The 18225-nt window shown below is 25.8% G+C and carries 16 protein-coding genes and 6 tRNA genes; 1 reads left to right on the forward strand and 21 read right to left on the reverse strand.

The features are described from left to right. Positions 1-156: 156 nt before the first annotated feature. The 17 genes from EV215_RS06255 to EV215_RS06335 all read right to left on the reverse strand — a co-directional run bounded on the left by EV215_RS06255 (position 157) and on the right by EV215_RS06335 (position 14947). Positions 157-2319: a peptidase U32 family protein gene (locus EV215_RS06255; protein WP_134113149.1), complete on the reverse strand. Its 2163-nt coding sequence runs from the start codon at positions 2317-2319 to the stop codon at positions 157-159. A gap of 114 nt (positions 2320-2433) precedes the next feature. Continuing rightward, the gene (locus EV215_RS06260) at positions 2434-3525 is read right to left on the reverse strand and encodes an iron-containing alcohol dehydrogenase family protein (RefSeq protein ID WP_134113150.1); all 1092 of its coding nucleotides are present in this window, start codon (positions 3523-3525) and stop codon (positions 2434-2436) included. A gap of 266 nt (positions 3526-3791) precedes the next feature. Then, positions 3792-4799 (reverse strand): hypothetical protein, encoded by a 1008-nt coding sequence (locus tag EV215_RS06265; protein ID WP_134113151.1) that lies wholly within the window; start codon positions 4797-4799, stop codon positions 3792-3794. 384 nt (positions 4800-5183) lie between these two features. Beyond that, positions 5184-6155: an ABC transporter ATP-binding protein gene (locus EV215_RS06270; protein WP_134113152.1), complete on the reverse strand. Its 972-nt coding sequence runs from the start codon at positions 6153-6155 to the stop codon at positions 5184-5186. After that, complete coding sequence (locus tag EV215_RS06275; protein WP_134113153.1) at positions 6155-7186, reverse strand: ABC transporter ATP-binding protein; 1032 nt, start codon at positions 7184-7186, stop codon at positions 6155-6157. The genes EV215_RS06270 and EV215_RS06275 overlap by 1 nt, the downstream gene beginning before the upstream one ends. Positions 7187-7224: 38 nt before the next feature. Continuing rightward, positions 7225-8145 carry an ABC transporter permease gene (locus EV215_RS06280; RefSeq protein WP_134113154.1) on the reverse strand — a complete coding sequence of 307 codons (921 nt, stop codon included), beginning with the start codon at positions 8143-8145 and terminating at the stop codon, positions 7225-7227. A 5-nt stretch (positions 8146-8150) separates the two neighbouring features. Beyond that, complete coding sequence (locus EV215_RS06285) at positions 8151-9098, reverse strand: ABC transporter permease (RefSeq protein ID WP_134113155.1); 948 nt, start codon at positions 9096-9098, stop codon at positions 8151-8153. A 222-nt stretch (positions 9099-9320) separates the two neighbouring features. Then, positions 9321-10931, reverse strand: coding sequence for a peptide ABC transporter substrate-binding protein (locus EV215_RS06290; protein WP_134113156.1), 1611 nt, complete (start codon positions 10929-10931; stop codon positions 9321-9323). A gap of 432 nt (positions 10932-11363) precedes the next feature. After that, positions 11364-11440, reverse strand: a tRNA-Arg gene (locus EV215_RS06295). A 41-nt stretch (positions 11441-11481) separates the two neighbouring features. After that, positions 11482-11565: transfer RNA gene (locus EV215_RS06300), tRNA-Leu, on the reverse strand. An 8-nt stretch (positions 11566-11573) separates the two neighbouring features. Next, positions 11574-11649 (reverse strand) — tRNA-Lys (locus EV215_RS06305). 11 nt (positions 11650-11660) lie between these two features. Further along, positions 11661-11736, reverse strand: a tRNA-His gene (locus EV215_RS06310). 6 nt (positions 11737-11742) lie between these two features. Next, positions 11743-11818: transfer RNA gene (locus EV215_RS06315), tRNA-Gly, on the reverse strand. Positions 11819-11820: 2 nt separating this feature from the next. After that, positions 11821-11897: transfer RNA gene (locus tag EV215_RS06320), tRNA-Pro, on the reverse strand. Between the two features lie 131 nt (positions 11898-12028). Beyond that, complete coding sequence (locus tag EV215_RS06325) at positions 12029-12592, reverse strand: hypothetical protein (protein ID WP_134113157.1); 564 nt, start codon at positions 12590-12592, stop codon at positions 12029-12031. Between the two features lie 5 nt (positions 12593-12597). Further along, positions 12598-13719 carry an FIST signal transduction protein gene (locus EV215_RS06330; protein WP_134113158.1) on the reverse strand — a complete coding sequence of 374 codons (1122 nt, stop codon included), beginning with the start codon at positions 13717-13719 and terminating at the stop codon, positions 12598-12600. A gap of 13 nt (positions 13720-13732) precedes the next feature. Further along, complete coding sequence (locus EV215_RS06335) at positions 13733-14947, reverse strand: cation:proton antiporter domain-containing protein (RefSeq protein WP_134113159.1); 1215 nt, start codon at positions 14945-14947, stop codon at positions 13733-13735. 235 nt (positions 14948-15182) lie between these two features. Here EV215_RS06335 and EV215_RS06340 point away from each other — a divergent pair, with 235 nt between their 5' ends. Further along, the gene (locus EV215_RS06340) at positions 15183-15815 is read left to right on the forward strand and encodes a M23 family metallopeptidase (RefSeq protein WP_134113160.1); all 633 of its coding nucleotides are present in this window, start codon (positions 15183-15185) and stop codon (positions 15813-15815) included. Positions 15816-15853: 38 nt separating this feature from the next. On the opposite strand, the gene EV215_RS06345 is transcribed toward EV215_RS06340, so the two are convergent. The 4 genes from EV215_RS06345 to EV215_RS06360 form a co-directional block, all read right to left on the reverse strand. Next, a complete protein-coding gene (locus EV215_RS06345) occupies positions 15854-16549 on the reverse strand; it encodes a flagellin family protein (RefSeq protein ID WP_134113161.1) in 696 nt (231 codons plus the stop codon). A 71-nt stretch (positions 16550-16620) separates the two neighbouring features. Continuing rightward, positions 16621-16971 carry a hypothetical protein gene (locus EV215_RS06350; protein WP_134113162.1) on the reverse strand — a complete coding sequence of 117 codons (351 nt, stop codon included), beginning with the start codon at positions 16969-16971 and terminating at the stop codon, positions 16621-16623. After that, complete coding sequence (fliS, locus tag EV215_RS06355; protein WP_134113163.1) at positions 16952-17386, reverse strand: flagellar export chaperone FliS; 435 nt, start codon at positions 17384-17386, stop codon at positions 16952-16954. Before fliS ends, EV215_RS06350 begins: the two co-directional genes overlap by 20 nt. 17 nt (positions 17387-17403) lie before the next feature. Continuing rightward, positions 17404-18162, reverse strand: a complete 759-nt coding sequence (locus EV215_RS06360) for a hypothetical protein (RefSeq protein WP_134113164.1) — start codon at positions 18160-18162, stop codon at positions 17404-17406. Positions 18163-18225 lie beyond the last annotated feature (63 nt).

The following is an 18225-nucleotide window of genomic DNA, read 5'->3' on the forward strand; positions in this document are numbered from 1 at the left end:
TATTTTATTTTTCATCATTATAATAAATAAAATTTTAAAATATTATCTTTCTCAAATAATTCTCAATTTTTTATTTCTTTTAAAAATAAACTCTATATTTTATAAAAAAAACTTTTAATATTTTTTATAATTAATTTTAAATTTTAAAATATAATTCTATAATACTCCTGTGTCAAAATTATATCCTCTATATTCTCCATTCATTCTTTCTAAACTTTCAAGTATTTTAATCATTTCATCTTCTGTTTCAAATATAAAATCTAATCTTATCTCATCTAAATTCAAAACTTTTATTTCATTTAGTTTTGGTATAAGATTTAAAGGTTCTTTTAAATAAATTTCTACATTTCCAATTTTATTTTTTATTCCAATAAATTCATCGCCATTTTTATTTTTAAACTCTATTTTATTATTATCAAATATTGAATACTCTATATACATTCCCTTAAGATATCCATATACTACAAGTGCTTTATTAATTTTTTCTGATTTTATATTTTTTATCGTTTCTTTATCTAACTCTTGAGATAAATAAACAGTTTCTACTTTATCTATTTTTTCTAATTCTTTTATTGCATAAGAATTCGTTATATTAAAATTTTTATCTAAAGTTATTTTATTATTCTTATTATTTATTACTTGATAAAAATTTGTACACAACTTACTTTCCAAATCTATTTTATCCAAATTTTTTTCATTTGCAACTTCTACCTGTTTAAAGTATATTTCATCTATTTTTTTATTTTCTAAATATTTCTTTGCAATATTATATTGTTTTTCATTTGACACCAATACTGAGATTCTTAATTTTTTATGTTCTTTTTCTCTAAATTTTTCTATTTTTTTTATATTTACTACTCTTTTTTTGCTTTTTAATATTTCATTTTCTAGTTCTTTTATGATTTCTCTTCGAATATTTTTCAATTCACTAAGCGGTAGAAAAATATTTTCATCATTCTCTATTTTTATATTTTTAATAAAGAATGAAGTATCTCCTAATTCACTAAATTTTTCTATAATTTTTTCTTTTGTCGTAGCTCTTTTTTTTGCTTCTTTTATAACAAAATATTCTTTTTCAATATTTATATTTTCATAATAAATTTTTATTTTCAATTTATTATTTAACGTTGCTATAACTTCTATATTTATTCCAATTTTTTTTTCTGAATTTTTTATTTTTTGATTTATATTATCTAAAATCGATTTATTATAATTTTTATAGATATATTCTGTTTTATTTAAATTTTCAAATAAATTTTTTCTAAATATAATTATATCATCTTTTTTAGCTTCTTTTCTATTTTTACTAGATTTTATATCTATTTTATTTATGTTATATCCATATAATATATTTAAATTTTTATCTACAAAAGTTATTCCATCTCCTAATACAACACTATCTAATAGTTTAAATTTATTATCTGATATTTTTTCCCCTATTTTATATCCAAAATGTGATGCATATTTTTTATTCATCAAGTTTTTATCATTATAAAAATACCCTTTACTATATCCTCTATTAAATATTTTTTCTATATTACTTTCTCTATCTAAATCATCTATAAGATTTCTATAATAATTTACTACTTCATATACATATTCTTCGCTTTTCATTCTACCTTCTATTTTTATAGAATTAATACCTATTTCTTTTAATTTTTTTATCTCATCTATTCTAAATAATTGATCCTTTGGACTAAGTATATATTCTTTATTAGTGTCTAATATATATTCTTTTCTACAAGGTTGTGCACACATTCCTCTATTTCCACTACGTCCACCTATAAAGCTACTCATATAGCAATTCCCTGAATAAGATATACATAAAGCACCTGATACAAACATTTCTAATTCTACATCAGTTTTTTCTCTAATTTTTTTTATACTATTATAATCCAATTCCCTAGCTGGCACTACTCTAGTTATTCCAAATTTTTTAAAAAAATTTATCTCATCTGCATTCGATATTGTCATTTGTGTACTTGCATGGATTTCTATATCAGAAAAATTTTTTCTAATAAATCTTAATAATCCAAAATCTTGTACTATTATTGCATCTACTCCGTATTCATATACTTTCTTTATGTTCTCATATAAACTTTCTAGCTCTATATCTTTTATTACAGTATTAAGTGTTAAGTATATTTTCACTCCTCTAAGATGCGCATAATCTAGTGCTGTTCTTAATTCCTCAAAAGTAAAATTTTTAGCTCTTCTTCTAGCTCCAAATCCTTTTATCCCTAAATATACCGCATCTGCTCCAGCTTTAACTGCAGCTAAAAATTTATTATAATCACCAGCTGGTGCTACTATTTCCATAATCTACCTCTTTTTTTATACTTCTTTTTATTTTTCAACCATAATTTAATATAAATAATTAGTTTTAATATTACAAATCTAAAACTATAATTTAGTTTTTTATAAATGAATAATTTATTTTATATAATATTTACTACATAATTCTTCTGCTTCTAATATAGCATTTTTTATCATTTCAAAATCTACTTTATAAGGTGAATTCCATATTGTATCACCCTTATACATAGCTTTATTTATAACTCTTTTCAATTTATCATCATCCAAATCATATCCAAGTCCTTTTATTCCAATAGGTGCATTTATACTATGATAAAATTCTAATATCTCATCAAGCATATCATATTCTTTATCTAATACTAATTGTACAATATTTCCAAATCCTACTACTTCTCCATGAAGATTATTTTCTCTATATTCTGGGAAAATAGTAAATCCATTATTTATAGCATGTGCTGCAACCGCTCTACAAGCTTCTCCGCCGATTCCTCCTATCAATCCAGCCGTTAAAATAATATGTTCTATTATTCTATCAACTTCTTCTGAATAATTTTTATTTTCTATATCTTTAATTACTTTTTTTCCATATTTTAATATCTCGTTATATGCTTTTTTGGCTAAATATATAGCTATTTCAAGTTCTACATTTTTATTTTTTATATTTTTTGTATATGCATTTGTTTCTATCCATTTTGCTAATGTGTCTTGTATTCCAGAGATAATATATCTTTTAGGTGCTTCAAATATTATCTTTTTATCCATATAAAGTATATCTGGATTCTTATAAATATTAAAATATTCATAAGAAGCTCCTGTATCAGAGTATACCGCACTATGACTTGCCCATGATGCACAAGTAGCAGCTATCGTTGGCACTGTAACTATTTTTACATCTGCTTTATATCCAGCAGCTTTTACTGTATCCATAGTTTTTCCACCACCAAACCCTATTATACAATCACTTTTATTTTCTTTTATTACTTTTACAACTCTGTCTATTTCTTTATGAGTGCAATCTCCGTTAAAATATTCTATTTTTATATTCAATTTATTTTTTAATGAATTAATTCCAAATACTATTATATCTTCAATATTTTTATCATATAATACAGTAGCTTCTCTTGAAATTTTAGATATTTCATTACCAATATTTTTTAAAATATCATATCCACTTATATAATTTCTTGGTGCAATAAAAAGATTAAGCATAATCCACCCCTTTTAAAATACTTTCTTTATATATTTCATTTACTCTTATTCTAATTTTCTTTATTTTTACTTTTAGAACTAATTAATCAATTTTTATATTTTTACTTTTTAATCTATTTCTTCATACTAAATCTTTACATTTTTTCACTCTATTATAGCACAATAATATTGATTTTAAAAGACTTTGTCTAGTGTCACTATACATATTTTTATGTATAAAAAAAGAGAAGTGGATATCCACTTCTCTAAAATTTATTTTATATTAATTATAATCCATAAGTAAATTCTACGCCAGCAACTGTTTTAGTTTTTGACATATCAGTAGAATCTTCTTTTGCATAAACTTTATTTTCAGAAGAAGTTATGATTAATTTTGGAGTAATTGTAAAGTGTCCTTTAGACATTCCTACTCCAGTTTCTAACTCAGTAGTAGCTCCATTTGTAGTATTTACTTCTTTATTTAATAATTTTACTGAAGCATATGCAGTTGATGCATATCCATTTATTTCTTCTAAGCTATATGATCCTTTTGCAAAAACTCCTGTTTGTGCATCTGCATTTTTATTATCTTTTTCCATGAAGAACTCTCCATTTACTGATACTGCATCAGTTAAATTCATTGAAGCAGTAGCTCCTGTATACATAGCTTTAGTTCCAGTTGTATAAGATACTGCAGTTCCTAATGTAACTCCTGCTACAGTAGTATTGAATTCACCTTTTACTTGATATTTATTTTTTGTATTAGTATTATCCATAACTGCTAATTTAGCTGCTACACTACTAGCGTCATCTAATTTAACTGCTAATTTAAATCCTGGAGCTGAAATGTTTGAATCTGAAGCAAATGTATCATTATCCCAATCCATTCCATCTACTTCCCATGGATATAATGTAAATGAAGTCATTTCGCTTCCCATTACAGCCCATTTAATATAAGCTCCTGAATCTTTATCAGTATCTAAATCAAATTCACTACCAGCACTTATTAAAGTTGCTCCAAATCCTATTTCAAAATCTCCTTCAGTTTTAGAATAAGATGCTGATAAGTTATTATCATCTCCTACACTAATATCAAATGATAAATCTCCAAAATCTCCTGTTTTACTAGTTGATAATGTAAAATTTAAATCTCCACCCTCAATATTCATACCATTAACAGTATCTAATACGTTTACTGTACCTCCTATATTAGCTCCTGTAACATTCCATTCTGTTGCAAACACTGTACCAGTTACTAGTAATAATCCAGCTAATAAAGTTGCTGTTTTTTTCATGTGAACATCATCTCCTCTTTTAGTCTTTTTTATAATAAAAAGTTAAATACTACATATAATATAGTATTCAATTAAAAAAAATAATTTTCTAAAATATAATTTTTAATACTCTAGTTTTAATTTACCATTTTTTAATTTTTTTTTCAAGCTTTTTTTGATATTTTTTGAGTTTTTTTACCATTTTTTTTACACTTTTTTTACATTTTATCTTATTTTTGTTATTTTCTCGATTTTAATACACTTTTAGTACAGTTAATATTTTTTAAATATAAACAATATATATATTATTAAGACCTTACATTTATAAGAATAACTTATTTTATTCAAAAAGTCAATACCTCTTGAGAATTTTTTTACATTCTTGTACTTTGTATTCTATACATTTTATTTATCTGAAAAGATTTCTTCACTAAAATGACAAGCTGCATAATGACCTGGTTCTATTTCTCTCATTACAGGTCTTTCTTGTCTACATTTATCCTTTGCATATTTACATCTAGTTGAAAATTTACAACCTTTTGGTGGATTTATTGGGCTTGGTAAATCACCTTCTAATTTTATTCTATTTTTACTAGCTTCTATATCTGGATCTGCTATAGGTACAGCTGATAATAATGCTTCTGTATATGGATGTAATGGTTTTTCATATAATTTATTACTTTCTGTTAACTCTACCATATCTCCTAAATACATTACAGCTACTCTATCAGATATATATTTTACCATACTAAGATCATGTGCAATAAATATATATGTAAGTCCTCTTTCTTTTTGTAATTCTCTTAATAAGTTTGTTACTTGTGCTTGGATAGATACATCTAAAGCTGAAATAGGTTCATCACATACTATAAATTCTGGATCTACAGCCAATGCTCTTGCTATTCCTATTCTTTGTCTTTGGCCTCCTGAAAATTCATGAGGAAATCTATTTGCATGTTCTCTATTTAATCCCACTTTTTCAAGTAGATTATATACTATTTCTAATCTTTCTTCTTTTGTTTTATACATTTTATGCACATCTAATCCTTCTGCTATAATATCAGCTACCGTCATTCTAGGATTTAATGATGCTTGTGGATCTTGAAATATCATTTGAGCTTTTTTTGCAAATTCTTTTGTAGGTATATTATTTACATTTGTTCCATTATATATTACATCTCCACCTGATTTTGGATAAAGAACTGTAAGCGTTCTTCCTAATGTTGTTTTTCCACAACCAGATTCTCCAACAAGTCCTAATGTTTCTCCTTTATATACATCAAAACTAACTCCATCAACAGCTTTTAATATTTGTTTGTGTCCTACATGGAAATATTTCTTTAGATTTTTTACTTCTAATAATTTCTCTTTTGCCATTATTTTAGTTCCTCCTTTTGCTTAACAATAGGATTCTCAACTTTTGGCGCATCTTCATGATGTAACCAACAAGCTACTTTATGAGTATCACTTATTCTAAAGAATCCTGGTTTTTTCTCTTTACATACTTTCATAGCATATTCACATCTAGGAGCAAAAGGACATCCTACAGGAGGTGCTAATAAATCTGGTGGTGTTCCATCTATTGACTCTAAATTTTCTTTTTCTCTATCAATATCAAGTCGCGGCATAGATCTCAACAATCCCCATGTATATGGATGTTCTGGATTATGAAATATATCTCTTACTAAAGCTTCTTCCATCACTTCTCCACCATACATAACGATTACTCTCTCCGCTATATCAGCAACGACTCCAAGATCATGAGTTATCATTATTATTGCTGTGTTTAATTTATGTTTTAATTCATTCATAAGGTCTAATATTTGTGCTTGTATTGTAACGTCAAGGGCTGTTGTTGGTTCATCAGCTATTAATAATTTTGGATTACAAGCAAGGGCAATAGCTATTATTACCCTTTGTCTCATTCCACCTGAAAATTCATGTGGATATTGATTAAATCTTTTTTCTGGAGTTGGTATCCCTACAAGTCTAAGCATTTCTATAGCTCTTTCTTTTGCTTCTTGCTTAGTCATATCTTGATGTAAGAGTATACCCTCTACTATTTGATTTCCTATTTTCATAGTAGGATTTAACGAAGATAGTGGATTTTGGAAAATCATTCCTATTTTTCCACCTCTAATTTTTTGCATTTCTGATTCTGATTTATTTACTAAATCTTCTCCATCAAATATCATTTCACCTTGTTTTATTCTTCCAGGTGGCATAGGTATAAGCTTCATTACTGTTTGTACTGTAACTGATTTCCCACTACCAGATTCTCCAACTATAGCAAGGCTCTCTCCTTCATTTACTGAAAAATTTATTCCTCTTAAAACCTTTACCTCTCCTGCATATGTATCAAAAGAAACATGAAGGTCTTTTACATCTAACAGTTTTTTATTTTCCATCTTTACATTCCTCTCCTAAAATAATATATAAAATAAGATTATTTTCTCAATTTTGGATCTAACGCATCTCTTAATGCATCTCCAACAATATTAAATGCTAAAGTTGTAAACGATATTAATAATGCTGGTATTACAAAAAGATGTGGTCCTCTTTGTAATAATTGATATCCTTCATTCGCTAAACTTCCCCATGAAGCTAAAGGTACTGGAATACCTATTCCAATAAAACTTAAAAATGCTTCACTAAATATAGCTTGAGGTATGTCAAGTGTAAGTCTAACTATTATTTGACCTAATGCATTTGGAATAAGATGTTTTGTAATTATCCACATCGGATTAGCTCCAAGAGCTATTGAAGCCATAACAAATTCTTGTTCTTTAATCCTTAATACTTCACTTCTTACTATCATAGCCATAAACATCCATCTAGTAGCACCCATAGCTATAATTATAGTTTTTAATCCAGGTCCTAATACTACCATTAATAATATAATATATATCATACTTGGTACAGACATCATTATTTCTACAAATCTCATCATATAAAAATCTATTTTACCACCAAAAAAACCTGCTATACCACCATATAAAGTTCCTACAACTCCTTCTATAAATACAACTATTAAAGCAATGGTAAATGATACTCTTGCTCCAGCCCAAATTCTAGTAAAGAAATCTCTACCAAAATTATCAGTACCAAAGTAATATCCAGCTTTTAATGATTCCGCATCCCAAAATCTAAAAGTCATATCAGTATTCATTTCTCTATATCCATACTTGTTTAAATATGGTCCAATTATCGCAAATAAAAACATTACTAGAAGTGACCAAAAGAAAAACATTGCTAATTTATTTTGTTTAAATCTTCTTAACGCATCTTCAAGATATGTCATACTTGGTTTATATATTTTTTCACTTTCAGCTAAATCTTTTCCAACAAACGTAAAATCATGTTTCATAATAACTATTCTCCTTTTCCTTTACTTAGTCTTACTCTAGGATCTATAAATACATAAAGTATATCCACTATTAGTAGCATCACTACTAATAAAAAAGCATAAAATATAGTAATTCCTAATACTACTGTATAATCTCTATTATATATACTTTCTACATAGTATCTTCCTAGACCAGGAATAGAAAATATTTTTTCTATAACAAACGAACCTGTAGTTATTGCTGCAAGTAATGGTCCCATATATACTACTACAGGCATAATAGCATTTCTAATACCATGTCTTGTAACAATTTTAAAAGGTTTTTGACCTTTTGATTTTGCAGTTATAATATAATCTTGGCTAAATACATCTATCATTGATGCTCTCATCATTCTAGCTATTACAGCTACAGGAAAAAGTCCAAGTGCAATAGTAGGTAATACTTTATGTTGCCAAGTATCATATCCTGCTACAGGAAGTAATGATATTCCAAATTTTCCATTTATAGCAACTATTATCCATTGTAATGTCCCTGCTAATACAAAACTAGGTACCGATACTCCGATAACTGCTAGTAGCATTGCTCCAGAATCAAGTTTTTTCCCTCTATTTAATCCCGCTATTATTCCTAAAAATACTCCTACAAAAAATGCAAAAATTGCAGCTCTTATTCCTAAATCTAGTGAATATGGGAAATGATTTTTAATCATACTTGATACTTTTCTTCCTCTAACTTTCATTGAAAGACCAAAGTCACCTTTTAATAAATTCCCAACATATTTCACATACTGTATAGGTAATGGTTTATCTAAATCATATTTTTCCATAAGTTTTGCTTTAATTTTAGGTGGAATAGCCTTTTCGCTAGCAAAAGGATCTCCAGGTAATTGATGAACTAGAAAAAAAGTAATCGTTGTAATTAGTAATAATGTAATAACACTTGATACAATTCTCTTAAAAATGTAATTAAACATAATGTCTCCTCTCTAAAAATATATAATTAATTTTGTTTTTAATGAGAAAATGAAAAACAATTTTCAGCTTCTCATTATAACAAAAAATAAGGTAAGTATATTATACTATATATTTTAATATTTTCAAATATATTTCCTAAAAAAATCAATAATAAACATTGGAAAATGGTCACTATATAAGCGATATATAGCGACCATTTATGTTATTTTTTAATTTTTTTATTATTTTTGAATATCAGCATAATATAAATCTGTTTCTTGACCAACTGCTCTAAAGTATACATTTTTTAAATAAGGTTTTACTAATCTGTTTCTATTTCTATAGAAAGTAACACCTATAGGAAATTCTTTAGCTAATATTTTTTCTGCAGCAGCCATAGCTTCCATTCTCACTTTATTATCTGATGAAGTTTGAGCTTTCTCTATTAAAGCATCGTATTCAGCATTTGACCAACCAGTATGATTATTTCCACCATTTGTTACCCATAAATCCATATAAGTCATAGGGTCGTTATAATCTGGTCCCCATCCTGCTAATACAATTTCAAAGTCTCTCGAAGACATTCTTTGAAGTCTAATTTGGAAAGTAACTTGTTCTATTTTAACTTCTATTCCAAGTTTTGTTCTTAATTGCTCTTGATAGAATTGAGCTTCTTTTGTTGCTGTATCACTTGTACCAGTTAATAAGCTAATTTCTACTGGACCAGTATGTCCAACTTCTTTTAATCCTTCAGCTAGTAATTGTTTAGCTCTTTCTACATCATTATCTTTATATAATTCGCTTCCAAAATCTTCTCTAAATCCTTTATCAATTCCAGGGAATCCATAAGGTACCATTCCTTGAGCAGCTTTAGATCCATCTTTTTTGATTTTTTCAACTAATTCTTTTCTATCAATTGCTATAGTTATAGCTTCTCTTATTTTTCTATTTTTTAATAATTTATGTTTTGTATTAAATTCAAAATACCATACAGAACCATCACTATAACTTACTAATTCTGGACTATCTTTAAATTCTGGTAATTGATCTCCGCCTAGTCCAACTATATCTAACTCACCATTTTTATACATATTTAAAGCTGTATTACTATCATTTACCATAAGTGCAGTAATTCCATCTAATTTAATTTTTGACGAATTCCAATAATCTGCTCTTTTTTCTAATACTATTTTACTATCATGTTCCCATTTAACCATTTTAAATGGCCCATTAAATAAGAAGTTATCTTTTTCTAATGCATAGTCTTCTCCTTTTTCTTTGAAAAATTCTTCATTTAAAGGATAATATGTTGGGAATGCAGTTACTGATGCAAAGTAAGCAGCTGGTTTTTCTAATTCAAACACAACTGTTTTATCATCTAATGCTTTTACTCCAACTTTAGAAAAATCTTTAATTTTCCCTTCATTATAAGCTTGAGCATTTTTTATATAATAAGTCATATATGCATACTCTGAAGCTGTTTCAGGCTCTATTGCTCTTCTTATTCCAAATACAAAATCATGAGCTGTCACTGGTTTACCATTTGACCATTTTGTATCTCTTAATTTAAATGTCCATTTATTACCTTCTACCGTCCATGATTCTGCTACACCAGGTACTACATCTCCAGTAGCTCCTAATCTAGTTAACCCTTCCATAATAAATGGTAATATTTGCATAGCACTTTGATCTGTTGTTAATTGCGGATCCATTGTTCCAGGTTCTTGTCCTAAATTAATTTTCACAACTTTTTTTTCAGCTTTAGTTTTCGCACTTTCTTTTGCGCCACCTCCACCACAAGCTACAAATAATACTAATGTTAATAATGTCAATAGCCACTTTAATCTTTTCACTATTATCTCCCTCCTACATCTTTATTTAGTTTAATATTATAATAGTATTAAACTAATTAATAAAAATTTATTATTATAATACTACTCTATTATACACGATTTTTATATTTCTTCAAATATATGATTTAAATATATCTAATATATTCCATATATATAGTCTTTGATTTTTAAGGACTTTTAAACTTTAAAAGAACTTTTTTTTATTTTTTTTGAATTTTTTTATGATAATCATCTATTTTTTTAATTTATATCTTTTTATGTCAAATATATCACAATTTATATATATGCATTTTTTGTCTTTTTCCTTTTTTATAAATTAAATTTTTTATAAATTAAATTTATAATTTTATTAAATCGTATGTAATACATAAAAAACTTAAAATATATTCTCTATAAAAATAAAAAAATAGAGTATCAACTCTATTTTTTAAATGGCGCGCCTAGTAGGAGTCGAACCCACAACCTACGGATCCGAAGTCCGCCGCTCTATCCAATTGAGCTATAGACGCATATTTTTTTATAAAAAAAAAGTCCAAGTGGACTACTTAAATGGTGCGAAGGGAGGGACTTGAACCCTCACGTCATAGACACTAGATCCTAAGTCTAGCGCGTCTGCCAATTCCGCCACCCTCGCAAAATGAATGGTGCGTCATACAGGAATCGAACCTGTGACAACACGATTAAAAGTCGTGTGCTCTACCAACTGAGCTAATGACGCAAATATTTAATTGGGGTGAACGACGGGATTTGAACCCGCGACAACCAGTGCCACAAACTGGCGCTCTACCAACTGAACTACGCTCACCATATATGGAGCGGGAAACGAGGGTCGAACTCGCGACATTCAGCTTGGAAGGCTGACGCTCTACCAACTGAGCTATTCCCGCAATGGTCGGAATAGCAGGATTCGAACCTGCGGCCCCCTGCTCCCAAGGCAGGTGCGCTACCGGACTGCGCTATATTCCGAACTTTCCAAGGCGAGTATAATAATATCACAACCTTTAAGTTTTGTCAAACATTTTTTTTATTTCACTTAATTTTTTGAAAATTTCAAGTTTATTTGTACTTATTTTCCCTATGCTAATTTAATAATTTTTTTATTTTTCTTTTATTTTTTCTATAAGTTTATTCATTTGATAATGATATGAAGATATATCATTAAAAAAACTCAGCCTTTCTTTAAGATTTTCTGATATATTACTTATATGCTTTTCAAGAATATCTATCTCTAATGCTCTTTTACTACAGATATTTTCTGTATTTTTTATTATTTTTTTCATTTTATTTATTCTTTTTTCTTCTTTTTTAATAAACTCTAATTCTTCTTTTTTTAATTCATTACAATTGTTATTTCCAAAAAAAATATCTTTTCTATAATCTATTATAGTTTTTTCTATTTTACTTATTTCTTCTTTTAAAATTTTCATATTTTCTTTAATATATTTTAATTCAATACAACAATTTTTTATTATTTCAATATTTTCTTTTAAATCTTCTTCAAGTTCTAATCCATTTTTTGTGTTAACTTTAAGTGTTTCATTAATTATATCCATTAATTCAAGTTGAGCATTTAAATATATATTGTTCTCTTTTTCTTCTTTTAATTCTTTTGTTTCTTTTATTTCTTTTTTTATAAAAAGTTTTTTTAATATTCCCGTCATATGCCTCATTCCCCTATGCATAATAATATTATTGATTGATTTAAATGTATTCCTTTGTACTGCTCTCCATAAGATAAAAAACCTGAAAAATCTGATATATTTGCTAAATTATTTATAAAATGTTTTTCTATATTATTTTTTCTATAATTAAGCTCTGTAAGAATACATTGAACAGTAAACATCATATTAACTTTTTTAAAATCTTTTTTAATATTTTCTAATACAATTTTTTGGCTATCTAAAGGATTCTTTTTTTCCAAAATATTTACAGTAATATTTTCTGGAATTTTAGTATACATTTTTATACTTTTATCTGCATTTATTGAAAACACTGTTGATATATAAATATCATCTAAAACAGTTCTACCTAATGGGTGTTTTTGCAAATATTTATTTAATCTATTTTCATTTATTCCTAAAAGTTCTGCGTATCTTTCACTAGCCTTTTTATTATCTAACTCATATATTATTCTATTATTAAAGTCTGCTTTTGTTATTCTAGTTTTTATATCTGTTTTTTTATACATTACGTCTTTGTATGTTTTTATTTTAAAATTTGTTTTTTCAAAATTAAGATATAAAAACAATGATGTATTATTTAATAATTCACCATTTAAAGATAAAAATGTTTTTTCAAATCTACAATTATCTCCTCCACTTCCTCCTATTATTTCTAATTTATTTTTAAAAATAGAGTTTATAATTGATAATACATTTTCTTCTGCTCCAGATAATCCTTCATTAAAGAGTATCCCTACTTCTTTATTAGTATATTTTGATTTTAAATAATTTTTTTTATTAAATTCATTTATTATTTGTTGTCTAGATAATATTGGTAAATTTTTTACATCTTCTATACGAGAAATTATATACTCTATACTTTCATAAAATGCTATTCCTGTAACAGATTTTTTTACAATTCCTGCTTTATTATGGACTTCTCCTGCTGTTGTTATACCTATGATTTCACATTCAATATATTTCTTAGATAGCTTTTCTGAAATTTCTTTAAAATTTTCAATCTTACTTGTAAAAAATAAAATAAGTCTTAATTTTTTTTTTTCTAATTCTATCCCTTCTATAATTTTCTCTATACTATTTTCATTAGAAAAAAAGTTTTTTATCATCTCTCCCCCTTATTTAGTTTATTTCTAATAAACTATCTTTTGATAGTCTAATCCCTATTGCGCCTAACGGTGCTGTAACTACTATTGATAATACTGCTATTGCTAACATAATATCACCATTTGGTACTCCCATAGCATATGGTATACCTCCTATTGCTGCTTGTACTGTTGCTTTTGGTAAATACGCTATTGCACAAAATAATTTTTCTTTATTGTTTAATTTTGAACCCGCTAATGATATATACACTGCTATTGTTCTACCTATTAACCCTATTGCTATTACTATTAATCCTAAAAATCCTGATTTAAATATAAGATTTATATTTACTGCTGCTCCTATAAGTACGAATAACAATATTTCCGCTAATACCCATACTTTATTAAATTTTAAAGCCATTCTTTTAGCTAAATCATCATTTTTTTCTAAAATTATAAACCCTATTGCCATTATTCCCAATAAACTAGCAAGTGGTATAATTTTTAATTCTTCTATATGATGAAACATAATTGCTACCATCATAAATACTAATACTTTTTTAGTATCTCTCATATGAAATTTTTTAAATAATTTTAATAATAAATATCCTAGAATAATTCCTATAATAATCCCTAAAATTATACTAATTGGAATATTAAAAATAGATTTTATTACATTTACATTTTTTCCAAGTGCCATTCCTAAAAAAGAACTAAATAACGTAATTGCAAATACATCATCTATCGATGCTCCAGCTAATATTAATGTAGGTATCTCTTTTTTCTTTCCATATCCTCCTTCTTTTAAATTAAGCATTTCTGGTACAATAACTGCTGGTGATACTGCTGCTATTATAAATGCTAATACACCTGATAGTATAAAAGAAAATCCCAAAATATAATGCGCTGCAAATATAATAAATGTTCCTTCTAATATACATGGAATAAATGACATTTTAAGTGCAGGAACACCAATTTTATTGAGTACCTCTCTATTTATTCCAAGCCCTGCTCTAATAAGTATAACTATAAGTGCTGCTGTTCGAAGTTCTGATGATATATCCAAAATTTTATCTGATATAAATAAAAATTTTAAACTTTCAAATCCATTATTCATAAAAAAATCTCTTGAAAAAGGTCCCAATAAAACTCCGGTTAATATCATTCCAAGTAATGGTGGTAATTTAATCTTTTGAAATAATGATGAAAATAACATAGCTACCAATATTATTACTGATAAATTGAATAACATATTTCCTCCTTATATTATAAAAAATTTATGAACTATTATGTCTAATAAAAAATGTTACGTATATTCTATAATTATTACAATTTTAAATCTATTTTAATATTTTTTTTCACAATAACAATTTTATTTTTAAATCAAATTTTATAATTATTATACTACATTTTAAGTATAATTTGAAATATTTTTATTTTATGATATACTTAATATAGATTAATTCTACAATAAAAGGGGTTTTAGCATGAAAAAAGTTTATTTTGTTCTATTTTCATTAATATTTATATCTTGTAGCTCTGTAAATCAATACAATAAAACTTTTGATTTTGGTACTGATAAAGGATATAAAGATTTAACTATTCTTTTTGATGATGGAACAGATTATTATATTTTAGATAAAAAAATTAAAAATTCAAATACAAAAATTATAACTTCTAAAAATATAAAAAAAGAAAAAGAAAATATAAAAAAAGATAATATAAATACTACTTTATCAAAAGATTACACAATAAATAATTCTACTAATTTATTTTATCCGTTATCTAATTTTAAAATAACTAGAAATTTTGATAAAAACGGTAAAAAATCTATTGAAATTGCTAGTTCAGAAAATAAAATAAGTGCTTCAGCGCCTGGAATGGTTATATATTCTGGAGAAAATTCTAATCTTGGAAAAGCTATTTTTATTTATCACAACAATGGATATATTTCTATTTATTCTCATCTAACAGAATTAAAATATAAAAAAGGTGATTATATTAGAGATGTGAATACTACTATTGCTATATTTAATGATACATTTGAATACGAATTAAGAAAAAGAACTGACAAAGGAGTTATTGCTATAAATCCTATTGAAATACTTAAAAAGAAATAAAAAAAGAGGCATTTTAAAATGCCTCTTTTTTTATAAAATTAATCTTCTAATACATTCATTACTCTAGCTTGAGATACATTTGCTTGAGCTGAAATTGCTTTTTCATCATTAATTTGTTCTTTTAATTCAGATAATTTTTCATTTAATTCATCTGGATTATCAATTCTAGATGAAGCAGCTATTGTATTTTCTGATGCTATTTGTAGTTTTTTAATTTCTTTATTAAACTTATTAATATTCTCTTTATTTTCAGAACTTCTAGCTAAAATATCATCTATCGCTTCATCAATAACTTCTAACTTATTGTCGCTTATCCAAAATTCATCAAGACCTAAAGTTTGTAAATTAATTCCGTTTAATGCTTTCTGACTACTTCCTTGCAAGGACTTGGCTATTTTTTCTACTTCTATAAGCAATGCATCTGCTTTGTCTTTATAATTTACAGATGGTGTTTGTCCTTCTAGCTTACTAGTTAATTTTCTTAACTCTTCTAATTTACTTTGGATTTCAGAAAGTTGTCCACTTCCATTTTGTGCAACAGATATTTCAGTTTGATAATACTTTATTTTTCTCAGTATTTCATTTGTTTTCATTTCGAAGTTTTTCTCCCCAGCTAAAACTTCATCATTCTTAGTTGCACTAGCTTTTTTCAATAAATCAGATCTTTTTTCATAATCATTTTTCAGTTTGATATCTTTATATGCAGCTCCTCCATAAGCTCCTGTTAACTTCATGTTGACACCTCCTTTTCTCAAAAACCATGTATCATCTACTATTATACTATATCTTTATTTACTATTTCAAGTTACTTTTTATTTATCCCTGTTTTCATATATGTATTTTTTAGCTTTTTTTCATGATGTAGAGCAATAATATCTTTTTTTATATCTCCTATTTTTTCTTTATAAAGTTTTTGATTTCCATTTTCTATATCTAATATTTCCTCTATCAACTCTTTTAGCTCTATTTTTATTTCGTTATTTAAATTTTTTAATTCTATTTTTTCTAATTTTTTTTTAATTTCTATTTTCTTTTGTGATAAAAGGCTTATATATTCTTCATCTATTTCTTTTTGATTTAACTCTCTATTCTCCTCACTAGACAATCTATAAAGTTTTTTATATTCGTCTATAATATCAAGCTCTTCCAAATCCACCTTTTAATCCACCTTTCACTCCACCAGTATTTTTTACTGCTACTTTCCAAGTATCTCTTAATTCTTCTAATAATTTTTGAACTTCATCTATTTTTTCTTTATCTTTTTTTAAATTAGCTTCTACTAATTGACTTAACATATAATCATAAATACTATATAAATTTTGAGCTATTTCTCCACCACTTTTCATATCCAAAGAAGCCATTAATTCTGTTATTATATCTTGTATTTTTATTATATATTTATTAGCATTCATTATATTTTTTTCATCAATGCTTATTTTTGCTAATTTACAAAATTTTACGCCACCTTCATATAAAAGCAATATCAATTGTCCTGGTGTTGCTGTTTGAATTTGAGTATTTTTATACTGTGCATAAGCATTATTTTTGTTGTATGGATTATTATTATACATTATTTTCCTCCTAAAAATTACATAAAAAATCTACCTAAAGTACTACTATACATTCCATTATAAGTATTTTCATCATAAATTTTTTTGTATTCTCCTGTTGCATTAACAATGGTATAGTACCAATAATAATTTCTTACTAAAAAAAATAGTATTAAAAAATTTAATATATATTTTAAAATATAGCTACTTAATATATTTTTCGATATAAATATTAAATAACTTAACATTAAAAAAATTAATAATTGTTTTACAAGTGCATTATAGCTTCCTTTTTCTCTTTTTATTATTTCTTTTATTTTTACTATTGCATATTTCCCAAATTCTTTTGGAATTATTATACTTGTTATAAAAGAATACACTATTAAGGGTATTCTATAGACCAATACTATTAATAAAAGAAATATTATTGCAAAAAATGTAAATATATCATTTTTTAATATTCCTATTCCATACATAGGTAAAATAGTCAATACACTTAATAAAGATATATTTATTACTATAATAAGTATCGCTTCAATTAAGTTTTGAAATATTTTAGGGTAATATATAAGAGAATAGAGAAATATTCTTTTAATATTAATTTTACTAAGCCTTGTTTCATTTTTTACAATTGATATAAGACCTATTGAAAACATAAAAAACAAAAAATATCCCATTATAGATAACCTTAAATCTATAACTAAAAAACTTATTATGAAATTAAAAAATAATGCAGAATATAAAATATTTTTATTTCTATTAAAAAATGCAAAAGCTTCTTCATATTTTGTAAGCATTTTAATCCCCCTATAAAAATACTACTTTACTTTTTTATTTTTTCTAAACCACTTAATTATTCT

The organism is Hypnocyclicus thermotrophus (genome assembly GCF_004365575.1).
GTDB classification, from domain to species: domain Bacteria; phylum Fusobacteriota; class Fusobacteriia; order Fusobacteriales; family Fusobacteriaceae; genus Hypnocyclicus; species Hypnocyclicus thermotrophus.